At 39.9% G+C, this 26,089-nt stretch carries 14 protein-coding genes; all 14 read left to right on the forward strand.

Features of this window, described 5'->3' with window-relative positions; translation table 11 throughout:
- Positions 1-66: 66 nt before the first annotated feature.
- Entirely contained in the window at positions 67-1,722 is a 1,656-nt protein-coding gene (locus AC1DNH_RS03050; RefSeq protein WP_477610756.1) for a pectate lyase family protein, read from the forward strand.
- Between the two features lies 1 nt (position 1,723).
- A complete protein-coding gene (locus AC1DNH_RS03055; protein WP_477625158.1) occupies positions 1,724-3,355 on the forward strand; it encodes a pectate lyase family protein in 1,632 nt (543 codons plus the stop codon).
- 172 nt (positions 3,356-3,527) lie between these two features.
- Positions 3,528-6,689, forward strand: coding sequence for a DUF6298 domain-containing protein (locus tag AC1DNH_RS03060; protein ID WP_477582275.1), 3,162 nt, complete (start codon positions 3,528-3,530; stop codon positions 6,687-6,689).
- Between the two features lies 1 nt (position 6,690).
- Positions 6,691-8,091, forward strand: a complete 1,401-nt coding sequence (locus tag AC1DNH_RS03065; RefSeq protein WP_477582277.1) for a glycoside hydrolase family 140 protein — start codon at positions 6,691-6,693, stop codon at positions 8,089-8,091.
- Positions 8,092-8,369: 278 nt separating this feature from the next.
- Complete coding sequence (locus AC1DNH_RS03070; RefSeq protein ID WP_477608351.1) at positions 8,370-9,296, forward strand: glycoside hydrolase family 43 protein; 927 nt, start codon at positions 8,370-8,372, stop codon at positions 9,294-9,296.
- Between the two features lie 147 nt (positions 9,297-9,443).
- The gene (locus AC1DNH_RS03075) at positions 9,444-11,276 is read left to right on the forward strand and encodes a six-hairpin glycosidase (protein WP_477580674.1); all 1,833 of its coding nucleotides are present in this window, start codon (positions 9,444-9,446) and stop codon (positions 11,274-11,276) included.
- 194 nt (positions 11,277-11,470) lie between these two features.
- Positions 11,471-12,805 carry a sialate O-acetylesterase gene (locus tag AC1DNH_RS03080; RefSeq protein ID WP_477625159.1) on the forward strand — a complete coding sequence of 445 codons (1,335 nt, stop codon included), beginning with the start codon at positions 11,471-11,473 and terminating at the stop codon, positions 12,803-12,805.
- Complete coding sequence (locus tag AC1DNH_RS03085; protein ID WP_477580670.1) at positions 12,805-15,585, forward strand: glycoside hydrolase family 2 protein; 2,781 nt, start codon at positions 12,805-12,807, stop codon at positions 15,583-15,585. The genes AC1DNH_RS03080 and AC1DNH_RS03085 overlap by 1 nt, the downstream gene beginning before the upstream one ends.
- Before the next feature lie 552 nt (positions 15,586-16,137).
- A complete protein-coding gene (locus AC1DNH_RS03090; RefSeq protein ID WP_477580668.1) occupies positions 16,138-18,876 on the forward strand; it encodes an alpha-L-rhamnosidase in 2,739 nt (912 codons plus the stop codon).
- A 97-nt stretch (positions 18,877-18,973) separates the two neighbouring features.
- Positions 18,974-19,639 carry a DUF3826 domain-containing protein gene (locus tag AC1DNH_RS03095; RefSeq protein ID WP_477580666.1) on the forward strand — a complete coding sequence of 222 codons (666 nt, stop codon included), beginning with the start codon at positions 18,974-18,976 and terminating at the stop codon, positions 19,637-19,639.
- A gap of 93 nt (positions 19,640-19,732) precedes the next feature.
- Positions 19,733-20,869, forward strand: coding sequence for a sialidase family protein (locus AC1DNH_RS03100; protein WP_477608719.1), 1,137 nt, complete (start codon positions 19,733-19,735; stop codon positions 20,867-20,869).
- Between the two features lie 166 nt (positions 20,870-21,035).
- Entirely contained in the window at positions 21,036-22,496 is a 1,461-nt protein-coding gene (locus AC1DNH_RS03105; RefSeq protein ID WP_477625160.1) for an acetylxylan esterase, read from the forward strand.
- Between the two features lie 65 nt (positions 22,497-22,561).
- Entirely contained in the window at positions 22,562-23,431 is an 870-nt protein-coding gene (locus AC1DNH_RS03110; protein WP_477584968.1) for a sugar phosphate isomerase/epimerase family protein, read from the forward strand.
- Between the two features lie 13 nt (positions 23,432-23,444).
- On the forward strand, positions 23,445-26,018 hold the full coding sequence (locus tag AC1DNH_RS03115) for an L-rhamnose mutarotase (RefSeq protein WP_477625161.1): 2,574 nt from the start codon (positions 23,445-23,447) through the stop codon (positions 26,016-26,018).
- The last annotated feature ends 71 nt before the right edge of the window (positions 26,019-26,089 follow it).

The following is a 26,089-nucleotide window of genomic DNA, read 5'->3' on the forward strand; positions in this document are numbered from 1 at the left end:
CAATTAGATTTTTCTGCTAGTTAAAAATATTTCGTAATTTCTTTCTCTTCCCAACGAACAACACAAATGAAAAAGAACATTTTAAATCTGTTGCTAACAACAGCGTTAATACTCTCCGCAAATTATACGTTTGCCCAATATCCAAACATTCCCGCCGATATTAAAAAATCATCTGATTCGATGATGAAAGAAGCCTATCACCAATCTGATATTGCCTGGGAGAAAGCAAAGCCTATTATTGCAAAAGAGGCCGCTCAGGGCAAGCCATATATTCCTTGGGCGGGTAGGCCAAATGATTTACCACAATCAGATTTATTGGCTTTTCCAGGTGCAGAAGGTGGTGGCGCCTATAGTTTTGGTGGCCATGGCGGTAGGGTTATTGTGGTTAAAAACTTAAATGATAAAGGACCTGGTTCTTTACGTGATGCCTGTGAACAAGGTGGTGCAAGGATTGTGGTATTCAATGTTTCAGGGATCATCAGATTAAAAACCCCGCTTATTATCCGCGCGCCTTATATCACTATAGCTGGTCAAACCGCACCTGGTGATGGAGTTTGCGTGGCCGGCGAATCGGTTTGGTTAAACACTCATGATGTTATTGTTCGCTTTATGCGTTTTAGAAGGGGTGAAACCTTTGTTGGCCGTCGCGATGATGCCATTGGTGGTAATCCTGTAGGTAACATTATGATCGATCACGTTTCGGCAAGCTGGGGATTGGATGAAAACATGTCGATGTACCGCCATATGTACAATGATAGTACAGGTAAAACCGAAGAAAAATTGGGAACGGTTAATATTACGATACAAAACTCTATTTTCTCAGAGGCACTAGATTATTGGAACCATGCTTTCGGTAGCACCTTAGGTGGAGAAAACTGTGCCTTTGTTCGTAACCTTTGGGCAGATAATGGCGCACGTAACCCATCAATTGGCTGGAATGGAATTTTTAATTTTGCTAATAATGTGGTTTTTAACTGGAACAACCGCTCAACCGATGGCGGCGATTATACCGCACAATATAACATCATCAATAACTTTTATAAACCAGGTCCGGTTACCGAACTAAAAGATCCTATCAGTTACCGCATTTTAAAACCAGAATCTGGACGCAGTAAATTACCCTATGTTGTTTTTGGCAGGGCTTATGTATCTGGAAATATAATTGACGGTAATGAAAAAGTAACCAAAAATAACTGGGATGGAGGTGTTCAGTTAGAAGATAAAAAAGGAAATTTAATGTCGTTCGACGAAGCAAGTAAATATTTCGCTGCGATGAAAGCTAAGAATCCGTTTCCAATGCCTAAGATTAGCATTATCCCTACTTTAAAAGCTAAAGAATATGTTTTGGCAAATGCTGGTGCAACTTTACCGAAAAGAGATCCGGTTGATACCCGCGTAGTTAAACAGGTTGCTACAGGTAAAATTGAAGTTCACCCTGATGCTAAACCATCTGCTTTTCAATTTGAACACCGCAGATTACCTGGCGATTCTTACAAGCAAGGTATCATTACAGAAGTTTCTCAGGTTGGAGGTTACCCAGAATATAAAGGCACGCCATATAAAGACAGTGATGATGATGGCATGCCCGATGCTTACGAGCTTAAAAATGGTTTAAACCCTAAGGATGCATCTGATGCTGTTAAAATTACAAAAAGTGGTTATGCGAACATCGAAGTATATCTAAATAGTGTTGTTCCCGTTTCAATTGTTAAGCCAAACTAATATGCGTATCTGGAGTTCAATTTTTAGCATAATAGCGCTTTGTGGCATTGGAAATGTAGCTTTTGCACAATATCCGGTAATCCCAGAGGCTATGGAAAAGAAAGCCGATTCGCTTTTAAAAAGTATTGAAGAAAAATCTGAACTGCAATTTTTAAAAGTAAAACACATTGTAGATGAAGAAGCAAAACATGGTAAACCTTATATTCCATGGGCAGCAAAACCAGGCGATTTGCCGCAGGCTAAAACAGTGGCCTTTCCGGGTGCTGAAGGTGGTGGTGCTTATTCTTTTGGTGGCCGCGGAGGAAAAGTTTACGTAGTAACCAGTCTTGAAGATTCGGGCAGCGGAACTTTACGTGAGGCTTGCGAGCAAGGCGGTGCCCGAATCATTGTTTTTAATGTTTCGGGGATCATCAAATTAAAAACGCCCTTGATTATCCGTGCACCTTATATTACCATTGCCGGTCAAAGTGCGCCTGGCGATGGGATCTGTGTGGCTGGCGAATCAGTTTGGATCAACACCCATGATGTAGTGATCCGTTATATGCGTTTCCGTCGGGGAGCAACCGATGTTACCCGTAGAGATGATGCCATTGGCGGAAATCCTGTCGGAAACATCATCATCGATCACGTTTCAACAAGTTGGGGATTAGATGAAAATATGTCGATTTACCGCCATGTTTATGATCCAAAAGACGGTTCTAAACCTGTAAAATTGCCTACGGTAAACGTTACCATTCAAAATTCGATCTTTTCTGAGGCTTTAGATACCTATAACCATGCTTTTGGAAGTACAATTGGTGGTTTGAACAGTACTTTTATGCGTAACCTTTGGGCGTCAAATATCAGTCGGAATCCATCTGTTGGGATGTATGGGGATTTTGGTTTTGCCAATAATGTGATCTTTAACTGGTGGAACAGAAGTGCCGATGGTGGCGATAATGCTTCATTTTATAGTTTCATTAACAACTACTATAAACCAGGACCGATTACTCCTGCAGGGGAACCGATTTCTTATCGTATCTTAAAACCTGAATCGGGCAGAGATAAAAAGTTTGCCAACGAATTTGGTAAAGCTTATATAACCGGAAATATTATAGAAGGAAACGAAAAGGTAACCAAAAATAATTGGGATGGTGGTGTTCAACCTGAAAGCAAAAGAGATAAACAAAAGTTGTTAGATTCGATGAAAGTGGATAAACCTTTGCCAATGGCGAAAATTTCCATCATCGATACCAAAAAAGCTTATGATTATGTTTTGGCCAATGCTGGTGCATCTCTTCCTGTTAGAGACGCTGTTGATCAACGTATTATTAAACAGGTTACAACAGGCAAAATTGAACATGTGGAAGATGGGAAATTGCCTGCTCAACAAAGTTATGTAAAACGCCGTTTACCGGCAAATTCCTATAAACAAGGTATCATTTCTGATATCGCACAAGTTGGCGGTTATCCAGAATATAAAGGAAAACCTTATGTAGACACAGATCATGATGGAATACCGGATGCCTGGGAAACAAAAAACGGACTAAATCCGAAAGATGCTAAGGATGCCTCAAAAATTTCGAAATCAGGTTATGCCAATATCGAAGTTTATTTAAATAGCTTGGTGGATATCAATAAAGTGAGACCTTAAGAAAGGAGAAAGGCCAAAGTTGAAAGCGGAAAGGCTTGGCAGTCGCATAGCAATTTTGCTTTTCGGCTGTCGTCATGCTGAATTTATTTCAGCATCTTTCATGCTATAAAGACCCTGAAATGAATTCAGGGTGACGACCGTTCATAGATTGTTGACAAAGAAAAAAACATCAATGCCAAAAACTAACCACATATTAAAAGTTATACAACTAAAAACCTTACCGTTTTTGGTAATGGCGCTTTTGGCGACTAACTTTTCGTTTGCCCAAAAAACAAAACCGGTAGAGCCACCAAAACCTATCTTTAAAGGGAAGGATGGCAAAATAGCTTATACACCGGATACAGATGGAAACCGGATTCCCGATTTTTCTTATGCTGGTTACATGGCAGGCGAAAAAGCCATTCCTAATGCAACAATAAAGGTCATTGTTCCAGTTTCAAAGGGCGATGCCACCTTAAGGATTCAGTCAGCAATTAATTATGTTTCGAAATTACCCCTTGGTAAAGATGGTTTACGAGGTGCCGTTTTATTAGAAAAAGGAACTTACGAAGTTGCCGGAACATTAAGGTTGTCAGCTTCTGGGGTGGTACTACGGGGAAGTGGAATGGGTGAAAACGGTACAAAGATTTTTGCAACTGGTTTAGACCGGATTGGTGTAATCAGGATTATAGGTCAAAAAAACAGGATAGAAGAACAGGCAATCGCGGTTACTGATCCTTATGTGCCCGTTAATGCAAATAAAATTACACTGTCTAATGCCAATGGATTTAAAGTAGGTGATCAGATCATCATTAACAGACCTTCAACTAAAGAATGGATCGAAATCCTCAAAACGGTCGAATTTGGGGGCGGTGAAAGTGCTTTGGGCTGGAAACCAGGGACAAGAGATATTCATTGGGATAGAAAAATTATCGCCATAAATGGCAATACAATAACTTTCGATGTGCCAATTACAACAGCTTTAGATGCTAAATATGGTGGCGCAACTGTTTCGAAATATAAATGGGATGGAAGAATTACGCAATCTGGTGTTGAAAATCTGAAAATTGAATCAGATTATCATAAAGAAAATATTAAAGACGAATATCACCGTTGGACAGCTATCTGTTTAGAAAACGTACAAGATGCATGGGTTCGTCAGGTGGTTTTTGAGCATTTTGCAGGTTCTGCAGTAAATGTTTTGGAAACTTCAAAAAGGATTACTGTTGAAGATTGTAAATCGTTAGCTCCAATTTCCGAAATCGGTGGCGAGCGCCGTTTTACCTTTTTAACAACCGGTCAGCAAACGCTTTTCCAAAGGTTGTACTCAGAATATGGCTACCATGATTTTGCAGTAGGTTTCTGTACTCCAGGCCCCAATGTTTTTGTGCAGTGTCAGTCTTATTTACCTTTCAGTTTTAGCGGCGCAATTGATAGCTGGGCATCAGGTGTATTATTCGATATCGTAAATATTGATGGACAAGCGTTGAGTTATTTAAACCGTGGACAGGATGGGCAAGGTGCTGGCTGGAGTGCTGCAAATAGTGTTTTTTGGCAATGTAGCGCCGCAAGGGTTGATAATTTTCAGCCACCAACAGCTCAAAACTGGGCTTTTGGAACCTGGTCTCAATTTGCCGGAAATGGCTATTGGGATATGTCAAACGAACAGATTCAGCCGCGAAGCTTATATTATGCCCAACTAAAGGATAGATTGGGAAGTGAGGCGGATAGCAGGAATTTTGTGCTACCTGTTGAAACGGAAGCATCAAGCAGTCCGCCTGTAGATGTGGCATTAAAACTGACAAAATTAGCCTACAAACCTGCTTTAACCGTTTCAGAATATATTGATGCAGCTTCTGACAGGAATAAAATCCCTACAGATGCCGGTTCGGCAAAGAGCATTGATAAGATCGGCTTAGATCAAGTTATTCAACCTGCTCTTGCGGGTGCGATGGGCATCAAAAATGGTTGGTTGGTTCGTGGCAGCGAAATCGTTCTCGGCGGTCGTCAGGATGTGCCCTGGTGGAACGGAAGCCCCCGTCCGTATGGATTAAAAAATGCCAAGTTTCATATCACACGTTTCGTTCCTGGTCGTTCAGGTAATGGTTTAACAGATGATCTGGATTCGATGACCGATGCCATGAAAAACGGTCAGGTTAAAGTGCTAGATCACAATTATGGCCTATGGTACGATAGAAGAAGAGATGATCACGAGCGCATCCGCCGTATGGATGGCGAAGTTTGGGCACCTTTTTATGAATTGCCATTTGCTCGTAGCGGACAGGATAAAGCCTGGGATGGTTTGAGCAAATATGATATTACCAAATACAACCTTTGGTATTGGGACAGGTTAAAGCAATTTGCTAATCTGGCTGATCAAAAAGGCTTGGTTTTAATCCACGAGAACTATTTTCAACACAACATTATCGAGGCCGGGGCGCATTATGCCGATTTTCCTTGGCGTACCGCAAACAACATAAACGACACAGGTTTCCCTGAACCTGTACCATATGCCGGCGACAAACGCATTTTTATGGCTGAGCAGTTTTACGATATCAGCAACGAACACCGCAAGGCAATCCATAAAGCTTATATCAGAAAATGTTTAGAGAATTTTGATGGAAACACAGGCGTTATCCAATTAATCGGTGCCGAATTTACAGGTCCGTTGCACTTTGTTCAGTTCTGGATCGATACCATTAACGAATGGGAAAAAGAAACAGGCAAGCACCCAATTATCGGTTTAAGCGTAACCAAAGATGTTCAGGACGCGATTTTGGCTGATCCAAAGCGTGCTGGTGTTGTTGATCTGATCGATATCAGGTACTGGCATTACCAGGCCGATGGAACGGCTTATGCGCCACAAGGTGGTTTAAGTTTGGCGCCACGTCAGCATGCACGTTTGTTAAAACCTAAAAAAACATCTTTTGAAGAAGTTTATGATGCTGTTTCAGCGTATAAAAATAAATTTCCCGAAAAAGCGGTGATTTATTCAGGAGATAGCTTTGACAGTTTCGGTTGGGCAATTTTAATGGCAGGAGGTTCGCTCTCCAATGTCGATGTAATTGATGCTTCAATTTTAACTGCGGCATCTTCGATGAAACCCTTTTTACCTACAGATAAATCTGCAAAACAATATGGTTTAGAAAACCCTGGCAAAGCTTATATTTTGTATAACGCTTCTGCTAATGGCATCAACCTCGATTTGAGCAAAGTATCTGGGAAATTCAATGTGAAAGTGCTGAACTCCAAAACAGGGAAACTGCTTAAAGAAGAGAAAATTAATGCCGGCGCTATTGCTAAGTTAGAGAAGGTTGGATCAGGAGACGAAGTCATTATCATCAATAAAATTTAACATGAACATTAAATCTAAAATATTTCTGCTTGTTGTGGTTTCTTGCTTAGCTTTTGGCTGTAAGAAAAAATCGCATTTTGGTGATAAAAGTCTCTTGGTTTCAGAGAATGGAAGATATTTAACCACCGGTGATGGTAAACCATTCTTCTGGCTTGGCGACACTGGCTGGTTATTGTTTGGCAGGTTAACAAGAGAAGAGGCAAATACTTATCTCAAAGACCGCAAACAAAAAGGTTTTAATGTCATCCAGGTAATGTTATTACATGATGTTCCATCGAGAAATGTATACCTCGATTCCTCAGTTGTTCATGCCGATGTTTCAAAACCGATGCTTACCCCGGGCAATAATCCAAAAGATTCTTTAGCCTATGATTATTGGGACCATGTTGATTACATTATCGATAAAGCCGCCGAAAAAGGTCTCTATATGGCATTAGTGCCTGTTTGGGGTACAAATGTTAAAGCTGGAAAAGTTAAAAAGGAGCAAGCAAAAGCTTATTCTGAGTTTTTGGCGAAACGTTATAAAGAGAAATGGAATATAATCTGGCTCAATGGCGGCGATATTAAAGGCAGCGATAAAAAAGAAGTTTGGAATACCATTGGCGAAACTTTAAGGGCAAATGATCCCAATCACCTTATTACTTTTCACCCTAGGGGAAGAACAGCCTCATCACAGTGGTTTCAGAATGCAAAATGGTGCGATTTTGATATGGTACAATCTGGCCACCGCCGTTACGATCAGGATACCTCTAAAAATGAGAAATTACATTATGGAGAAGATAACTGGAAATACATTGAAGCCGATTATAAACTGAAACCAACTAAGCCGACAATTGATGGAGAGCCTTCTTATGAGGATATTCCACAAGGTTTACACGACACCCTCCAACCACGTTGGACAGATAGTGATGTAAGAAGATATGGTTACTGGTCGGTTTTTGCGGGTGCCTTTGGCTATACCTATGGCCATAATTCGGTGATGCAGATGTATAAAAAAACAGATTTAAAGCCTGCTTATGGCCCTAAAGACCAATGGATAACGGCCATAAATGCGCCAGGCGCTAAACAAATGCAGTATTTGAAAGATTTAATGTTATCTCATCCTTATTTCGACCGTGTGCCTGATCAGACTTTGGTAGCAGGTAAAAACGGCGAAAAGTACGATCGGATTCTTGCCACAAGAGGTGAAGAATTTGCACTGCTTTACACTTATACCGGGCGCAATTTCAGCGTGCAGCTAGGCAAAATAGATGGTGACGAAGTAAAAGCATCATGGTTTGATCCAAGAACAGGGAAAATCATCCCAATTGGAGAATTTGAAAATAAAGGAATAAAAGAGTTTAACCCACCAGGCGAGCCTGCAAATGGCAAGGATTGGGTATTGGTGTTGGAGGAGATATAAATAGTTAGGTCGTCATTCCCAACTTGATTGGGAATCGTAATGCTTTGGCTATTGTTTGTGTATTAAGATCCCCGCCTGCGCGGGAATGACGACCGCGAGAAACGTCATTTCGACTGGAGTGCAACGGAATGGAGAAATCTATACACAACGATTAATAGATTTCTCGACTTCGGTCGTCATTCCCAACTTGATGGGGAATCTTAAAGCGTTTGCATTAAGATTCCCGCCTGCGCGAGAATGACGATCAAACGAAAAAAATAACGAAAGAATAAAAAACAGTGTTTAAACCCAATTCCATATCATCATTTCGCTTAGCTATAATTGGCCTGCTGCTTTGTGGCTTAACATCCTGCACAAAACAGGCTTATATATTTACCTCCTTCCATGAACCCGCAAATGAAGGCTTGAGGCTTTTGTACAGTTATGATGCTTACCATTGGACAGATTTAAATAAAACCTTCTTGAAACCTGAAGTGGGAACACAGAAAGTTTTACGCGATCCATCAATCGTTCAAGGCCCGGATGGAACCTTTCATTTGGTTTGGACCTGTAGCTGGAAAGGCGATAAGGGCTTCGGTTACGCAAGTTCGAAAGACCTGATCAACTGGAGTGCGCAAAAGTTTCTTCCGGTAATGGAAAGTGAGCCAAAAACGGTAAATGTGTGGGCACCGGAAATCTTTTACGATAACGAGAAAAAAGAATATGTAATCATCTGGGCTTCAACCATACCGTTCCGCTTTGCTAAAGGAATAGAAGAAGAGGAGAATAACCACCGGATGTATAGTATTACAACCAAAGATTTTGAGACTTTCTCAAAGCCAAAACTGTTTCTCGACCCTGGTTTTAGTGTAATCGATGCGGTGATTGTGAAACGCGCAACCAAAGATTATGTGCTGGTTTTAAAAGATAATACCCGCCCGAATAGGAATTTAAAAGTTGCTTTTGCAAAAGATGCTTTAGGTCCTTATGCAAATGTTTCTGAAACTTTTAGTCCGAAATTAACGGAGGGACCAACGGTTGTAAAAGCTGGAAAGGATTGGTTGATTTATTTTGATGCTTACGGAGAAAAGATTTATTCAGCTTATAAAACAGCCGATTTTAAGTCTTTTAAAGATGTAACTGCGGAGGTTTCAATCCCCGAAGGACATAAACACGGAACAATTATAAAAGTGAAAAGGAAAGTGATTGAGAAATTATTGAGGTAAGAACCTTAACGCAATATATATACTCGATCGTCATGCTGACCTGTAGCAAAGCGGAAAGCTACGCAGTAAATTCAGTTCAGCATCATTCAAGAATTGAATAGATTCTGAAACAAGTTCAGAATGACGCGAGATTTTAGGATAATAAACATGAAAATATTTAAAATACTTTGTTTAAGCTTACTATTGGCATTTGCAGGATCAACCTCGCAGGCGCAGGATACGGTGCGTTATACAGGTAAAACCTTGGTAAACGCAGACTATCATCATGGCCAACTTTCGCCGGTGATGGGCGTACACAGTATCCAAACTTTCAGGGCAAACAGAGAACATCCAGAACTGGCCGAAAACTTTGGCTGGACCTACAACCATGCGCCGATGTTGGCTTATTGGAACAACAAATTTTACATCGAATATTTGAGCGATAAAGTTGGAGAAAGTATCCCGCCAGGACAAACATTATTACAGTCCTCAAAAGATGGTTACACCTGGACTAAGCCGGATGTTGTTTTTCCGATTTACAGAATTCCTGATGGAACCACAAAAGAGGGTAGAACTGATGTAGCGAAAGATTTAGATGCCGTGATGCATCAACGCATGGGCTTTTATGTTTCTTCTAAAAACGTGTTCCTTGTTTTGGGTTTTTACGCCATCAGTTTTGATGCAAAAGATGATCCGAACGATGGTCACGGGATTGGCAGGGCAGTAAGAGAAATTCAGGCAGACGGAAAATACGGCCCGATTTATTTCATCCATTACAATCCAGGTTATTCGGAGAAAAACACCAAATACCCATTGTACACCAGAAGTAAAAGTAAAGCTTTTATTGAGGCTTGTAATGAGTTATTAACTAATAAATTAATGACGCAACAATGGAATGAAGAGGCAGATAGAAAAGATCCTTTGATTACTTTACAAAAACAGTATAAAGCCTTCAGCTATTATCACTTGCCTGATGGAAGAGTAGTTGGTTTATGGAAAAATGCCTTAACAGCAATCAGCAATGATAACGGTAAAAGCTGGCCTGAAAACGCGTCGCGTGCACCGGGTTTTGTAAACAGCAATGCCAAAATATGGGGTCAAAAAACTGCTGATGGTAACTACGCGACGGTTTATAATCCTTCAGAGTATAGGTGGCCTTTAGCCATTTCAACAAGCAAAAACGGACTCGATTATACCAATCTTTTACTGGTGCATGGTGAAATTACGCCAATGCGCTACGGAGGCAATTACAAATCTTACGGTCCGCAGTATGTTCGTGGTATTGAAGAAGGGAACGGAAAACCCGCGGATGGAAAATTATGGGTAACCTACAGCATGAATAAAGAAGACATCTGGGTTTCTTCGGTTCCGGTACCCGTTAATGACAAAACTACACAACATGTAAATGATGATTTTAGTAAAATGCCGGCTGATAAAGCGCTCGAAATGTGGAACATATACAGTCCGCTTTGGGCGCCTGTTAACGTCGATAACGGTACTTTGGTTTTAAAAGATAAAGATCCGTTCGACTATGCAAAAGCCGAAAGACTGTTTCCTGCGTCCAGAAAAATTGTTGCTTCGTTTTCGGTTACGCCAAAGCAAAATGATTTTGGTTTGTTGGAAATCGAATTGCAGGATACGAAAGGAATGGCAACTGTACGCCTGACTTTTGATACTGCAGGAACTTTAAGCGCAAAAGCTGGTGCACGGTATAAAAACTTCATGAAATATGAAGCAGGTAAAAGTTATGATATCAAGTTGAAATTAGATGCGTTTACCCGATTTTACACCATCACCGTAAATGGAAAAGATGCATTAACAAGTCTGGCTTTTCAGCCAGTTGCCGATGTTTCCAGAATTGTTTTCCGCACCGGCGATGTTCGTCGTTTTCCTGATGTAGATACACCTGCGGATCAAACCTATGATTTGAAAAATGCAGGGGAATCAGAGAAAACGGAAGCTGTTTATTCGATTAAATACTTAAAAACGGAGGGATTTTGAGACAGTTGGCAGTTTTTAGTTTGAGGTTTTCAGTTTTCCCCTCGTTGCGTTCTAAAGCGTTCGTCATTCCGACCGCCTCATCGTCATTGCGAGGAGGCACGACGTGGCAATCTTTCTTACTCGTAGCCATTCTTGCTTTATGCTCCCTCTCCACCAGTGCAAAAATACTCTTGCCTCAGATCTTATCGAGCAATATGGTTTTACAACGGGATAAACCCATCAATATCTGGGGTTTTGCATCTCCGGATGAGAAAGTTGAAGTCACTTTTGCTGGACAAAAAAAACAGACAATAACCGATAAAAATGGGAACTGGCTTCTTGTTTTAGCTCCACTCAAAACATCAGCAAAGCCGCAAACAATGTCTATCACAGGCTCAAATAAAATTATATTAACCAATATTCTGGTTGGCGAAGTTTGGGTGTGTTCAGGTCAATCCAATATGGAATACGCGATGCGGAAATTGGCTAAAATCCCCAAGCCCAAAAATGAGTACTTTGGTTTTCCATCCGACGAAGTAGACAAAGCACACAATAATCAGATCAGGATTTTCCTGGTTAACCGTAAAACATTAAACAAACCCGATTCGATCCACAAAAGCTGGTCTGTAGCCCAAGATTCGGCATTACGTGCTTTCTCGGCCGTAGGTTATTTCTTCGCGAAAGAAATTCAGGAAAAATTAGGTATTCCCGTAGGCATGATCTCTTCGGCCATTCCAGGCAGCGCCATTGAACCTTGGATAGCAGAAAATGCATTTGCGCAGGAAGACTACTTCAAAAACCAAAAAGTAAATAATGATCCTGGTAAATTTTATCCGACCATGATCGAACCTTTAACACAATTTAAAATCCGCGGCTTTCTTTGGTATCAGGGCGAAACCAATTGTTTTCTGAACGAGAAAATCAGCTACGCCTATAAAATGAAAGTATTGATCAATAGTTGGAGAAAAGCCTGGAAAGAAAAGGATCTGCCGTTTTATTATGTTCAAATTGCACCTTTCGATTATAGTAAACAAAAAAGCGATAAGGTTGTATTAACTGCCGAAACGGAACCAACTTTTTGGGAGGCGCAACAACAGCTATTACTTTTGCCCAATACGGGGATGATTTCTACATCAGATTTAAACGATAATGGGGGAGATTTACATCCAACTTATAAATGGGAAATAGGTAGAAGATTATCGCTTTTGGCGCTGGCAAAAACATACAACAAAGACATACCTTTTTCTGGGCCGATTTACCAGTCTGCGTCCTTTAAAAACGGAAAAGCATTGCTCCATTTTACATACCTGGAATTAAACAATAAACCTATTTTAGGATTTACAATCGCGGGGAAAGAGGGTAAATTCGTAAATGCTGAAGCTATCGTAAAAGACGATAAAGTGGTGGTTTCTTCAAAAGAAATTGCCGAACCAACTGTGGTTCGCTATAACTGGACAGAAAATCCAACAGGAAATTTTAACTGTTACGGTTTGCCAGCATTGCCTTTTAGAACCGATAATCCATTATCAAAACAATTTAAAACCAATTAATGAAACGCAGATTTATACTTTTCTTGTGTTTAACAACCATGTTTTGCTCCCTAAAAGCACAGCAAACGGAGAAATTATACCTATCAGGAACAGGGAACGATAACACTGTTAACTGGGATTTCTTCTGTACAGCTGGTGCAAATTCGGGCAAATGGACCACCATCCCCGTGCCTTCAAACTGGGAATTGCAAGGTTTTGGAAAATATAATTACGGTTTCAACAAAGAGGAAAACAAAGGCAAAGAACAAGGACTTTATAAGCATAAATTTAAGGTTCCTGCAGATTGGAAAAACCGAAAAATCAATATTGTTTTCGAGGGATCGATGACGGATACCGAAGTTAAAATCAACGGAAAATCTGCCGGAGAAACACATCAGGGTTCGTTTTATGTGTTTAGATACGATATTTCTAAATTGGTAAAACTTGGTGGCGATAATTTACTTGAAGTAAAAGTATCCAAACATTCAGCTAATCAATCCGTTAACGAGGCTGAACGGAAGGCCGATTTCTGGATTTTTGGTGGCATCTTCAGACCAGTTTATCTTGAATCTTTGCCTTTAACACATATCGATAGAATTCAGGTCGATGCCAAAGCCAACGGAAATTTCGATGCCAAACTTGCTTACACTGGCGATGCCGATAAAGTTGAAGTAGAAGTTTTTACGAAAGATGCTAAACGTTTTGGAGATCGATTTACCACTTCAATAAAGAAAGGAACACAAAGTATAACGCTTAGCCTTAGCCATCAGTTTTCTAATCCGGAATTGTGGTCGTCAGAATTTCCAAATCTTTACACTGCAACATTCACTTTAGTTAAAAATGGCAAAGAAATCCATCAGCTTTCTAGAAAGATAGGTTTCAGAACGGTAGAAGTAAAAGAACGTGATGGTGTATATGTGAATGGGGTGAAAATGAAATTTAAAGGTGTAAACCGTCACTCTTTTTATCCATCCTCAGGCAGAACAACGAGTAAAAAAATCAGTATTGCTGATGTGCTGTTAATGAAAGAAATGAACATGAATGCCGTTCGGATGTCGCATTATCCACCAGATGGACACTTCTTAGACGTTTGTGATTCGCTCGGCTTATTCGTAATGGATGAATTGGCAGGCTGGCATGGTACTTATGATACGCCTACGGGAACAAAATTGATGAAAGAAATGATGCTGAATGATGAAAATCATCCATCGATTATATTTTGGGCAAATGGAAATGAAGGCGGACATAACCGCGAACTTGATCACCTTTTTGCTGAAGAAGATATACAAAAACGTCCTTTAATCCACCCTTGGGAAGTTTTTGGAGGTTTCGAAACCACCCATTACCGCGAATTTAACTACGGAATCGGCAATTACGATCACGGACACAATATTCTAATGCCGACCGAATTTCTGCATGGCATGTGGGATGGCGGTCATGGTGCAGGCATTGAAGATTACTGGAATGCCATGTGGAACAATCCACTTTCTGCAGGTGGTTTCCTTTGGGATTTTGCCGATCAGGCTGTGGTACGTACCGATAAAAATGGCGAATTAGATACCGATGGAAATCATGGCCCTGACGGAATTGTTGGACCTTACCACGAAAAAGAAGGTAGTTTCTTTACCATTAAAGAAGTCTGGAGTCCTGTTTTTGTAGAGAAAAGAGAAATGACTGCCAGTTTTGATGGTTCGTTTACATTAGAAAACCGTTATGCATTTACCAATCTCAATCAATGTACATTCAACTGGAAATTAAAGAAATTAAAAGCGGGAACAGATGCAGCATTCAAATCTGGAAGAGCCAATGCACCAAATATAAAACCTTTCGAAAAAGGAAAATTACAAGTCGATCTTCCAAGCGACTGGAGGAACTTTGATGCACTTTATCTCACTGCAAATGCACCTGATGGTAAGGAATTGTTTACCTGGAGTTTCCCAATAACACTGCCTAAAGATGATGCAGAGAAGATTGTTGTAAAAACAGGTTCTTCAAAGGTAAATATTAAAGAGGATGCGAAAGTTTATCAGGTATCTGCCAACGGCATCGATTTAACATTCGATAAAATAACAGGTTTGCTGCAACAGGCACAGAATGCCAAAGGTGTAATTCCGTTTTCAAATGGCCCCATTTTACAGGAGGGTGTAAATAATTTTAAAAACTTCATTCAAAAAATGGATGGTGAAAATTTAGTGATTTCATCAAAATTTGATAAAAAAAAAAGTTGGAACACTTTACAATGGACGATTTATCCATCAGGCTGGTTAAAAATGGAAGTGAAATATTTTCCATCAGATTACTTTACCACTTTCGTAGGACTGAACTTCTCTTATCCTGAATCAGAAATCAAAGCAGTTGAATATAAAGGAAGCGGACCATACCGCGTTTGGAAAAACCGAATGAAGGGCACAGCTTTTGGCATTTGGAAAAAGGATTATAATAATTCAGCAACTGGTGAAGCACCTTGGCAATACCCTGAATTTAAGGGCTATTATTCAAACATGTATTGGTGTGAGTTTATTGGTAAAAAACAATCTTTTAAAGTGGTTACAGATAGGGAAGATGTGTTTTTAAGGTTGTTTACGCCAAAAAAATCGAAAGATACAGAATATGATAACATGAGTCCGACATTTCCGAATGGTGATATTTCATTTATGAACGCAATTTCGGCAATTGGCACAAAAACACAAAAACCAGAAACTACAGGCCCCATGGGAATGAAGAATATCTATTACGATTTTGATAAAGCCCCAAATAGAGCACTAAATATGACCTTGTATTTTGATTTTTCAGGTAGATAGGTTTAACCGCAAAGAAAAGAAGAAAGAATAATTAAAGAATTAAAAAATCAGTGTAATCCATTAATCTATGTAATCAACCGCGAAGCGTAAAGAAGAATAATGGCCCGCAGATAACGCAGATTTACGCAGATGAGAAAATATCGGTCTGCGTAGATCTTCGAAATCAGCGGGAGCAAATAAATGTTTAACCGCAAAGAATGCTAAGTTTTTCGCAAAGCAAAGAAAAAATAGCCTGCAGATAACGCGGATTTACGCAGATGAGAAAATATTGGTCTGCGTAAATCTTCGAAATCAGCGGGAGCAAATAAATGTTTAACCGCAAAGAACGCTAAGTTTTTCGCATTGCAAAGAAAAAGAATAGCCCGCAGATAACGCGGATTTACGCAGATGAGAAAATTATTGGTCTGCGTAAATCTTCGAAATCAGCGGGAGCAAATAAATGTTTAACCGCAAAGAACACTAAGTTTTTCGCAAAGCAAAAGAAGAAAGAATAATTAAAGAAGTAGAAAATCAGTGAAGTCAATTAATCTGTGTAATCAACCACGAAGTATAATGAACATTAAAATCTACATAGCGATCATCAGCATTTGGTTTCTATCCTTTTCAAAAGTGATGGCGCAGATCTCGTTGCAAAACACGACCTGCGAAATGCTCGAGAATCCTTTGGGTATTGATGTTTTGAAACCTCGATTGGCATGGCATATCATCTCAAATGAAAGAAATGTAATGCAAACGGCTTATCAGATTTTGGTATCTTCTTCGCCTGAGAAATTAAATGCTAATGAGGGCGATTTATGGGATTCAGGAAAGATTAACTCACCAGAATCTATTCATATAGCTTACAACGGAAAAGTGCTTAAAAGCCGGATGAAAGCCTATTGGAAAGTTAAAGTGTGGACCAATGTTGGGCAAAGCGAATGGTCTGCTAACAACTATTTTTCTATGGGTTTGCTATACTACAAAGATTGGCCGAAAGGCTGGATTGGTTTTGACAGGGCATTCCCATGGGATAACATTAAAACGGATTCGCGTTTATCAGCCAGGTATTTCAGAAAAGAGTTTCAGAGTACGAAAGAAATCAAGTCTGCTACGGCATCAATCATTGGTTTAGGTTTGTACGAACTCTACATCAACGGCAAAAAAGTTGGAAATGATGTTTTATCTCCATCGCCTACAGATTATACCAAAAACGTAAAATATAACACTTACGATGTAAGCAGTTACCTTCAGAACGGTAAAAATGCAGTTGGCACGATACTCGGAAATGGCCGTTTCTTCGCGATGCGTCAAAATGAAAAACCTTATAAAATTAAAACATTTGGTTTTCCGAAAATGCTGATGAACATCAACATTGTTTACACCGATGGAACAACAGCAAATATTGATACCGACGATAGCTGGAAAGGCACAGCAGATGGACCTATCAGAACCAATAACGAATATGATGGGGAAGAATACGATGCTACAAAAGAAGCTCCAGGCTGGAATAAGGTCGGTTTTGACGATAGCAAGTGGGCAAAAGCCGAATTTGTACAAGAACCAACAGGAACCATTGAAGCCCAGATGAATGAAAACATGAAAGTGATGAATACAATAAAGCCTGTTTCAATCACTAAACTTTCTGGTGGCCGGTATATTTTGGATATGGGTCAAAACATGGTGGGTTGGCTGCAGATCAAGGTAAAAGGCGTAAAGGGCAAACAAATCAAAATGCGTTTTGCAGAGTCGTTACAAAATAATGGAGAACTTTTTACGGCTAATCTTCGTAATGCGAAATGTACCGATTTATACACTTTAAAAGGAGGAGAATTAGAAATCTGGGGGCCTACTTTTGCATACCGCGGATTTAGATACGTAGAGCTTTCAGGATATACTTACCAACCATCGGTGAATGATTTTCTTGGCAAAATGATTTATGATAACATTAAAACGGTCGGAACTTTCGAAACTTCAGATGCTTTAACCAATCAGATCTTCAAAAATGCCTGGTGGGGCATTGCCGGAAGTTATAAGGGGATTCCGGTTGATTGTCCTCAACGCAACGAGCGGATGCCTTGGCTTGGCGATAGGGGCGCTGTGGCTTACGGAGAAAGTTTTCTTTTTGATAACGGACGCTTTTATACCAAATGGTTACAGGACATCAGAAACTCGCAAAAGGAAGATGGAGCTATTCCTGATGTGGCACCTGCTTTCTGGAGGTACTACAGCGATAACATGACCTGGCCAGGAGCAATGCTTTTGGTGACCGAAATGCTTTACAAACAAACCGGTGATGTTTCGGCCGTTCGGGATAATTACCCAGCAATGAAAAAGTGGTTAGCTTACATGCAAGATCGCTACATGAAAGATTATATTTTAACTAAAGATAGTTACGGCGATTGGTGTATGCCTCCTATTACCATCGAATTTGGCCAGGGCAAAAGCGCAGACAAGAAATATCCTTCTGAATTAATTTCGACGGCTTATTATTATCATTTCACGCAGTTGATGATACAATTCGCTAAGGTAAGCGGCAATGATGAAGATGTAAAAGCATATGAACTTTTGGGGAATAAAATCAAGGAAGCTTTCAACCAGAAATATTATAACGATAAAGGTTATTATGCTTCTAATGCCTTAACGGATAACATCATTCCACTTTATTTCGGAATGGTTCCACAGAACAAAATAGATCAGGTTTTTAAGAATATCACTTATACTGTTGAAGTGACAAATAAAGGCCATTTAAGTAATGGTTTAGTCGGTATTCAGTGGCTAATGCGCTGTTTAAACGACTATGGGCGACCAGATTTAGCTTATACTGTGGCTACGCGAAAATCTTATCCTAGCTGGGGCTATATGGTTGATAATGGTGCAACCACCATTTGGGAATTATGGAATGGCAATACGGCTGATCCGAAAATGAATTCACAGAACCACGTGATGATGCTAGGCGATCTGCTGATCTGGTATTACGAAAATCTGGCTGGTATAAAATCGGAGGAGGCTGCTTTTAAAAAAATCACCATGAAACCTGAAATGATCAATGGTTTAAACTCGGTAAATGCAAGTTACAATTCGGTTTATGGGTTAATCAAAAGCAGTTATAGCAAAACGGCTAACCAGTTTAACTGGAACATTACCATCCCAGCAAATACAACGGCGTTGGTTTATATTCCTGCAAATAATAAAAATGAAGTTTCAGAAAAAAATAAGTCAATAAAGGATTTAAAATTTGTAAAAATGGAGCATAATAACGCTGTTTATGAACTTGGTTCTGGCGATTATGCTTTTGTGGTGGAGAAAAAATAATTATTACGGTCGTCATGCTGAACTTGTTTCAGCATCTTATTTGATAAGATCCCGATGTAAAATCGGGGCAGGGTGACGCTTAAAGAAAAATAGAATTATGAGAAAGTTTTTTAAACCATTTATGCTACTCAGCTTACTGATCACCGCAGTAAATGCATTCAGCCAAACCAAAGATATTGTTGTGCCAGAAGAAATCCTGACAAAGGCAAAAGAATGGACTTCTGCATTAAATTTAAGTGATGCAACAAAAAAATCTGCTGTTGAAAATGTAATTGCGGCTCATTTAACCACAATTAGAGATTGGCATAACGACCACCCATCATCAACTGTTCCTGACGGAATAAACCCTGTTACCGGCAATAAACTAAGTGATTTAGATAAACAGATCATTGCTGATTCTGCTATGCCATCAATGGTTCATCAATCGCTTATGGATGGATTGAAAAAGAATTTAACACCAGAGCAGGTAGAAACCATTTTAGACAAATACACCATCGGAAAGGTTGATTTCACGATGAAAGGTTACAAAGCGATTGTTCCTGATTTAACTGCCGATGAGGAAGCCAAGATTTTGGCTTTTTTGAAGCAAGCCAGGGAACAAGCTGTCGATTATAAAAACATGAAGCAGATTTCGGCCATTTTCGAGATTTACAAAACGAAATCAGAGCAGATGTTAAATAATAACGGTCGCAGCTGGAGAGCGCTTTATAGTGCTTACACTAAAAAGATAAAGGAAGAGAAAGCAGCAAAACAAAAGCAGTAGGCAATTTCCAGTGAAAAGTTTTCAGTTTTTGAGTAATAAAGCAAATCTGTGCAATCAAATAATCTGTGTAATCAACCTCGAAGAGAAAGAATTATGATATCAAAAAAAATATACACCACAATAGGACTTATTTTAGCAGTAACACTTAGTGCCAAAGCTCAGGTAGAGAAATGGCAAACTGGAATCGTAAAACAAGAATTCCTATACGACAAAGCACCATTCCCATCGTGCCACTCTGCAACAATCGCAGAAACGCCAACGGGCTTAGTCGCTTCATTTTTTGGTGGCACAAAAGAACGGAATCCCGATGTAGAAATCTACATCAGTCGTTTTGTGGATGGCAAATGGCTGGCACCGGTTTCGGCTGCTAATGGTATCCAACCTGATGGTAAAAGATTACCTACATGGAATCCTGTTTTATATCAGGTTCCTAGTGGAGATTTACTGTTGTTTTATAAAATCGGGCCAAAACCATCAGAATGGTGGGGCATGATGAGAACCTCAAAAGATGGCGGTAAAACCTGGTCGGATGCTACAAAATTGCCCGATGGTTATATTGGCCCTGTAAAAAACAAACCCGTTTTATTAAGCAACGGGAATCTCTTTGCACCATCGAGTAAAGAAGGCGACGGTTGGAAAATTCACTTCGAGGTAACCAAGGATAATGGTAAAACCTGGAGAACCGTAGGCCCATTGCCCGAAAATGGAATCAAAGCCATTCAACCGAGCATTTTACAACATGGAAATGGAAAATTGCAGCTATTGGCCAGAACAGCAAATCGAGCCATTGTAGAATCCTGGTCTGAAGATAACGGCGAAACCTGGTCGGTATTAACCAAAACATCATTACCCAATAACAACTCCGGTACAGACGCCGTAACCATGAAAGATGGCCGCCACGTATTGGTTTACAACCATGTTTTGCCTCCGGGCGATTTAGCCAAAGGGCCACGTACTCCATTAAATGTTTCGGTTTCAAAAGACGGAAAAAAATGGTCGGCCGCATTGATTCTGGAAGATTCGCCCATCAGCCAGTATTCTTATCCTGCGGTGATTCAAACTGCTGATGGCATGTTACATTTCATTTATACCTGGAGAAGAGAGAAAATTAAACACGTTGTGGTTGATCCTTCGAAGCTAAAATTAAAGAAAATCAAAAATGGGATCTGGCCGAAACTGAAAGGTTATACGGCTCCGGTAATTACTGAAACTAAAAATGAGGAGGGTTAAGATGATAGATTCAATGAGATACGTCATTTCGAGGTTGTTGCGATCGTCATTGCGAGGAGGCACGACGTGGCAATCTATCCTGTCAAGAAAGATTGCTTCGGCTGATGAACTATTTATTTGTCATGGATTTTGCGCTCGTCATGCTGAATTTATTTCAGCATCTTTCATGTTAAGCCGCCTTGCTATTAAGACCCTGAAACAAGTTCAGGGTGACGATCGATCGATTGGAAGAAAGATAAGTTTAGCATTAATGCTGCTTTTCTCCATTTCTTTAGCCACATCCGCCCAAATCCAAAACACCGATAACTTCTATAAAAAGCCGCTTGTAGAAGTTTTGAAAGAGATCCAAACACGCTTCAAAGTACAGATCAAATATTCAGAACCACAGGTAAAAGATAAATGGGTGAACTATGCAGAATGGCGTTTCCGTGCAAACGTTGATGAAACTCTTGCAAACGTACTTGCACCGTTGGATATGAAAGTAAACAAGGAAAAGCCAGGTGTTTACAAATTGAAAGAATATGAATATTACCGTTGGGAGGTTCAGGATGGATGGGCCTATTTGGATAGCTTGGCAACAAAATACCACGATCAGGCCAGTTGGGAAAAACGTAAGGCACAAATAAAGCCCGAATTATACCAAGCCTTATTGTTATCGCCATTGCCTGCCAAACCAAATTCAAAACCGATTATGACAGCGAAAAGAATTTTTGACGGTTATTCGGTCGAAAACATTGCATTAGAAATTTTACCTGGGGTTTGGATTAATGGCTCACTATATAAACCGTTAAATTTTAAAGGAAAAATCCCATTGGTTTTAAGTCCTGACGGACACTGGGAAAAACAACGTTTTAGACCTGATTGTCAGATCCGCTGTGCAATGATTGCCAGAATGGGCGCTATGGCCTTTAGCTACGACTTATTTGCCTGGGGCGAATCGATGCTCCAGTTTAAATATGAAGATCATCGCAAAAGCTTAGCGCAAACCATTCAGGCTTTGGGAGGAATCAGGATTTTAGACTACTTCAGTGCGCTAAAAGAAACCGATACAGCCAGAATTGGCATCAGTGGAGGTTCGGGTGCAGGAAGTCATTCCATTTTAATGACCGCCATGGATAACAGGATTAAACTAAGTGCTCCCGTAGTGGCGATGTCGTCTTACTTTTATGGTGGCTGCCCTTGCGAAAGCGGAATGCCAATCCACCAATGTGGTGGTGGAACTGATAATGTAGAACTGGCTGCAATGGCAGCACCTCGGCCCCAGTTATTGGTGTCAGATGGTAGCGACTGGACAGCACACACACCAGAACACGATTTTCCTTATCTACAAAAAATGTACAGTTATTATGGTGTGAAAGATAAGGTCGAGAATGTTCATCTTCCGGATGAAAAACATGATTTTGGCATTAATAAGCGCATTGCACTTTACGATTTCCTGATCAAAAACTTCAAACTAAATGGTACTGCAGTTAAAGATAAAGCCGGTAAATACAATGAAAGTAAAGTAACCATCGAAAAGGAAAATGCCCTTTATGTTTTTGGCGATAAAGGCGAAAAACTACCTAAAAATGCAGTGATGGGATTTGAAAATCTGGAAAAATTATTCCCTTTAAGTACAAGCAAATAATAGATATGGAGCATCAAAACAGGAGGTCTTTTATTGGTCATGTGACATTGCTAACAGGCGCTTTAATGATCCCGAATCAATTGCTTTTGGCAGCAGAGAAAAAGAACGATTATAAAGTTGCCGTGATTGATTTAATGATTTTAAAACGTCAGAAAATCAGCGCTTTGCCACTCGCAAAAGAAATCGGTGCAGACGGATTGGAAATAGACATGGGTGGTTTGGGCGATCGGGAAACATTTGACAATAAACTGGCCGATCCAAAAATCAGGCAGGAGTATCTGGATAAGGCAAAGGAATTAAATCTTGAAATCTGTTCGTTGGCGATGACCGGATTTTATGCGCAATCATTTGCCAAGCGACCAACTTATCAGAAAATGATCCAGGATTGTTTAGATACTGCTAAAGCAATGCATATTAAAGTGGTCTTTCTTCCATTGGGTATTCAAGGTGATTTGGTTAAAAACCCAGAACTCCGTGAACCTATTATAGAGCGGTTAAAAGTTGCTGGAAAAATGGCTGCCAAAGTGGGAATTACTATTGGAATTGAAAGCGCTTTAGATGCAAAAGGTGAATTGCAATTATTAAAAGATATTGATTGCAAGCATGTTAAAAGCTACTTCAATTTCTCGAATGCCATAAAGAATGGAAGGGATTTACACCAAGAGCTGAGAATTTTAGGCAAAAAGAACATCGTTCAGATCCATGCCACAAATGAAGATGGTGTTTGGTTACAGAACGATCCGAAAATTGATTTGAACAAAGTTAAAGAAACTTTAGATGATATGGGTTGGAGTGGTTGGCTGGTTGTAGAAAGAAGCAGGGATGCCAAACAGCCAACAAATGTAAAATATAATTTCAGTGCCAATACAAGCTACCTGAAATCAGTTTTTCAAAGTGAGGGATCGTCATTGCGAGGCACGAAGCAATCTCAATAGTAGAATTATAAAAATGGGTTTAACTACAATAATACAAACAATACAGCTGCCTTGGTTCGTGTCTCCACGAACCAAACAAATTAAACCATTCTTTAGTCTGCTGATTTTTTTATCATTATTATGTTTTAAAGTTAATGCAATAGATATTTACGTATCCGTAAATGGCAATGATACTAATGTAGGAACCAAGGAAAAGCCTTTGGCCACACTACATTCTGCCATCAGAAAAGCCCGCGAATTGAGGCGTTTAGATGATGCTTCCACTAAGGATGGAATCCGGATTATAATCGGCAAGGGTTTTTACCAATTGCACGAACCCGTAGTTCTTCGACCTGAAGATTCTGGTACAAAAGATAGTCCGACAACAATTATTTCAGCACCTAACGAAAAAGTTATTTTGAGCGGAGGCATTCAAATAAAAAACTGGAAAAAGTTAAATCACACCATTGCTGGTCTGCCAAACGAATCTATAGGGAGGGTTTGGGTAGCTGATATTCCAAATTTAGATGGGGGCGACCTACAGTTCAGACAGCTATGGGTAGATGGCAATAAGGCCGTTCGCGCAAAAAACTATAATGGAGAAGAAATGGGGAGGATTTTATCATGGGATAGCGAAAAGCAAACCTGTAAAATTCCACTTCAAAAAAACATCAGTTTAGGCAGTATCAAAGGAATGGAAATGCTGATCCACCAATGGTGGGCCATTGCAAATCTTCGTGTAAAGTCTGTTAAAATTATAGGAAATGCTGCAGAACTTTCTTTTATGCAGCCCGAAAGCAGGATCCAATCCGAGCATCCCTGGCCAGCACCATGGATTTCAGACAAAACAGGGAATTCTGCTTTTTACCTTACAAATGCCATTCAATTCTTGAACGAACCTGGAGAATGGTTTGAAGATTTACAGCACCACAAACTTTATTATTGGCCCAAAGCATCAGAAAATATGCTAAATGCCGAAATAATTGCTCCCGTTTTAGAAAACCTGGTTAAAATCGAAGGAACAATTGATCAACCGGTTTCCTATGTAAATTTCAAGGGCATTTCATTTCAGCACTCCACTTGGTTAAGGCCATCAAAACAAGGTCATGTTCCTCATCAGGCCGGCATGTACATGCTTGATGCCTATAAACTCGAAAAAGCCGGGACACCAGACAAACCTACGCTAGAAAATCAGGCCTGGGTTGGCCGTCCGGTTGCTGCAGTCGAAGTGAGTTATGCCAATCACACTGCTTTCGAATCTTGCCAGTTCGAGCACCTGGCGTCAACAGGTTTGGATTATAAAAAAGGAACTGCAGATAATGCAATCAATGGCAACTTATTTAAGGATATTGGTGGTTCAGCCATTCTAATCGGAACTTTCTCTGATGAAGTGACCGAAGTGCATTTGCCTTACAATCCCACAGACCAAAGAGAAATTTCGACGAACAATAAAATCGAGAACAACCTGATTACCGATGTGACCAACGAAGATTGGGGCGCTGTTGGTATAGGCGCAGGTTATGTTAGGGGGATTAAAATTCTGCATAACGAAATTAGCGATGTGTCTTATTCAGGCATCAGCGTAGGTTGGGGCTGGACGAAAACCCGAAATGCGATGGAAAACAATACCATCAGCGGCAATAAGATTCATCACTACGGAAAACACATGTACGATGTAGCCGGAATTTATACACTATCTGCTCAGCCCGGATCATTCATTACCGAAAATGTAGTCGATAGCATTTACAAAGCACCATATTCGCACCTGCCTGATCATTGGTTTTACCTTTATACAGATGAAGGTTCTTCGTATTTTACCATCAAAAATAACTGGACGCCAACTGAAAAGTATCTTCAAAATGCCAATGGACCAGACAATTTATGGGAAAGCAACGGACCAAAAGTTGCCGATCATATCAAGCAAAGTGCGGGTTTAGAAAAGCCTTTTCAATATTTATTGAAAGAGAAAACCAATTGTTCAAAAAGAGGCACCAATCAGGCCGTAGATCAATCTGTTGTATTCGAATTGGTTTATAAGACAGGTAATCTACCGGGTAACAGTGCCTTAAAAACTTTTGCAAAAGAAAATAATCTCCTGCCAGGTTCAATTTATAAATGGGGAAATCGATTGGTAATTTATACTTCAAGTTTAAAAGTGGAGAGTTTGCAGCAAACTTTAAAACGCTTAAATGCGACAGAAATTAAATTGTACGACAATCTGTTTTACGACTTCAACAGAGAAAAGAATTGTGGCGATAAACCAGTAGCAGAATGGGATAATATCATTTTATCAGCCAATTTGGTAAAGGATGAAAAACTCCAGAAAGAATATCTGGCTTACCATAAAACACAGTTTGAAAAATGGCCAGAGATATCGAAAGGATTTTGTAAGGCCGAGTTTCAGCGGTTAGCCATCTTTAAAAACGATAGACAGTTAATGCTGATCATTAGTATTCCTAAAGGAAAAAGTTTAGATGAATTGAATCCAAAAACCACTGAGAACAATCCAAAAGTAGACGAATGGAATGCAATAATGAAAAAATACCAGGAAGGGATTGAAGGAACAAAACCAGAAGAGGTTTGGGTTTTCTTTAAACCGGTTGAGTAAATATTTTTAGATATATGTCATCCTGAGGCACGAAGGATCTTTTAACAGTGGAAAACTGGCTTAAAGTACAG

Source organism: Pedobacter sp. 01N310, from assembly GCF_056399805.1.

Bases quoted from the DNA above. Each gene is read 5' to 3' on its own strand.
- AC1DNH_RS03050 (WP_477610756.1), top strand. From the start codon at position 67: ATGAAAAAGAACATTTTAAATCTGTTGCTAACAACAGCGTTAATACTC.
- AC1DNH_RS03055 (WP_477625158.1), top strand. From the start codon at position 1,724: ATGCGTATCTGGAGTTCAATTTTTAGCATAATAGCGCTTTGTGGCATT.
- AC1DNH_RS03060 (WP_477582275.1), top strand. From the start codon at position 3,528: ATGCCAAAAACTAACCACATATTAAAAGTTATACAACTAAAAACCTTA.
- AC1DNH_RS03065 (WP_477582277.1), top strand. From the start codon at position 6,691: ATGAACATTAAATCTAAAATATTTCTGCTTGTTGTGGTTTCTTGCTTA.
- AC1DNH_RS03075 (WP_477580674.1), top strand. From the start codon at position 9,444: ATGAAAATATTTAAAATACTTTGTTTAAGCTTACTATTGGCATTTGCA.
- AC1DNH_RS03080 (WP_477625159.1), top strand. From the start codon at position 11,471: ATGGTTTTACAACGGGATAAACCCATCAATATCTGGGGTTTTGCATCT.
- AC1DNH_RS03085 (WP_477580670.1), top strand. From the start codon at position 12,805: ATGAAACGCAGATTTATACTTTTCTTGTGTTTAACAACCATGTTTTGC.
- AC1DNH_RS03090 (WP_477580668.1), top strand. From the start codon at position 16,138: ATGAACATTAAAATCTACATAGCGATCATCAGCATTTGGTTTCTATCC.
- AC1DNH_RS03095 (WP_477580666.1), top strand. From the start codon at position 18,974: ATGAGAAAGTTTTTTAAACCATTTATGCTACTCAGCTTACTGATCACC.
- AC1DNH_RS03100 (WP_477608719.1), top strand. From the start codon at position 19,733: ATGATATCAAAAAAAATATACACCACAATAGGACTTATTTTAGCAGTA.
- AC1DNH_RS03105 (WP_477625160.1), top strand. From the start codon at position 21,036: ATGTTAAGCCGCCTTGCTATTAAGACCCTGAAACAAGTTCAGGGTGAC.
- AC1DNH_RS03110 (WP_477584968.1), top strand. From the start codon at position 22,562: ATGATCCCGAATCAATTGCTTTTGGCAGCAGAGAAAAAGAACGATTAT.
- AC1DNH_RS03115 (WP_477625161.1), top strand. From the start codon at position 23,445: ATGGGTTTAACTACAATAATACAAACAATACAGCTGCCTTGGTTCGTG.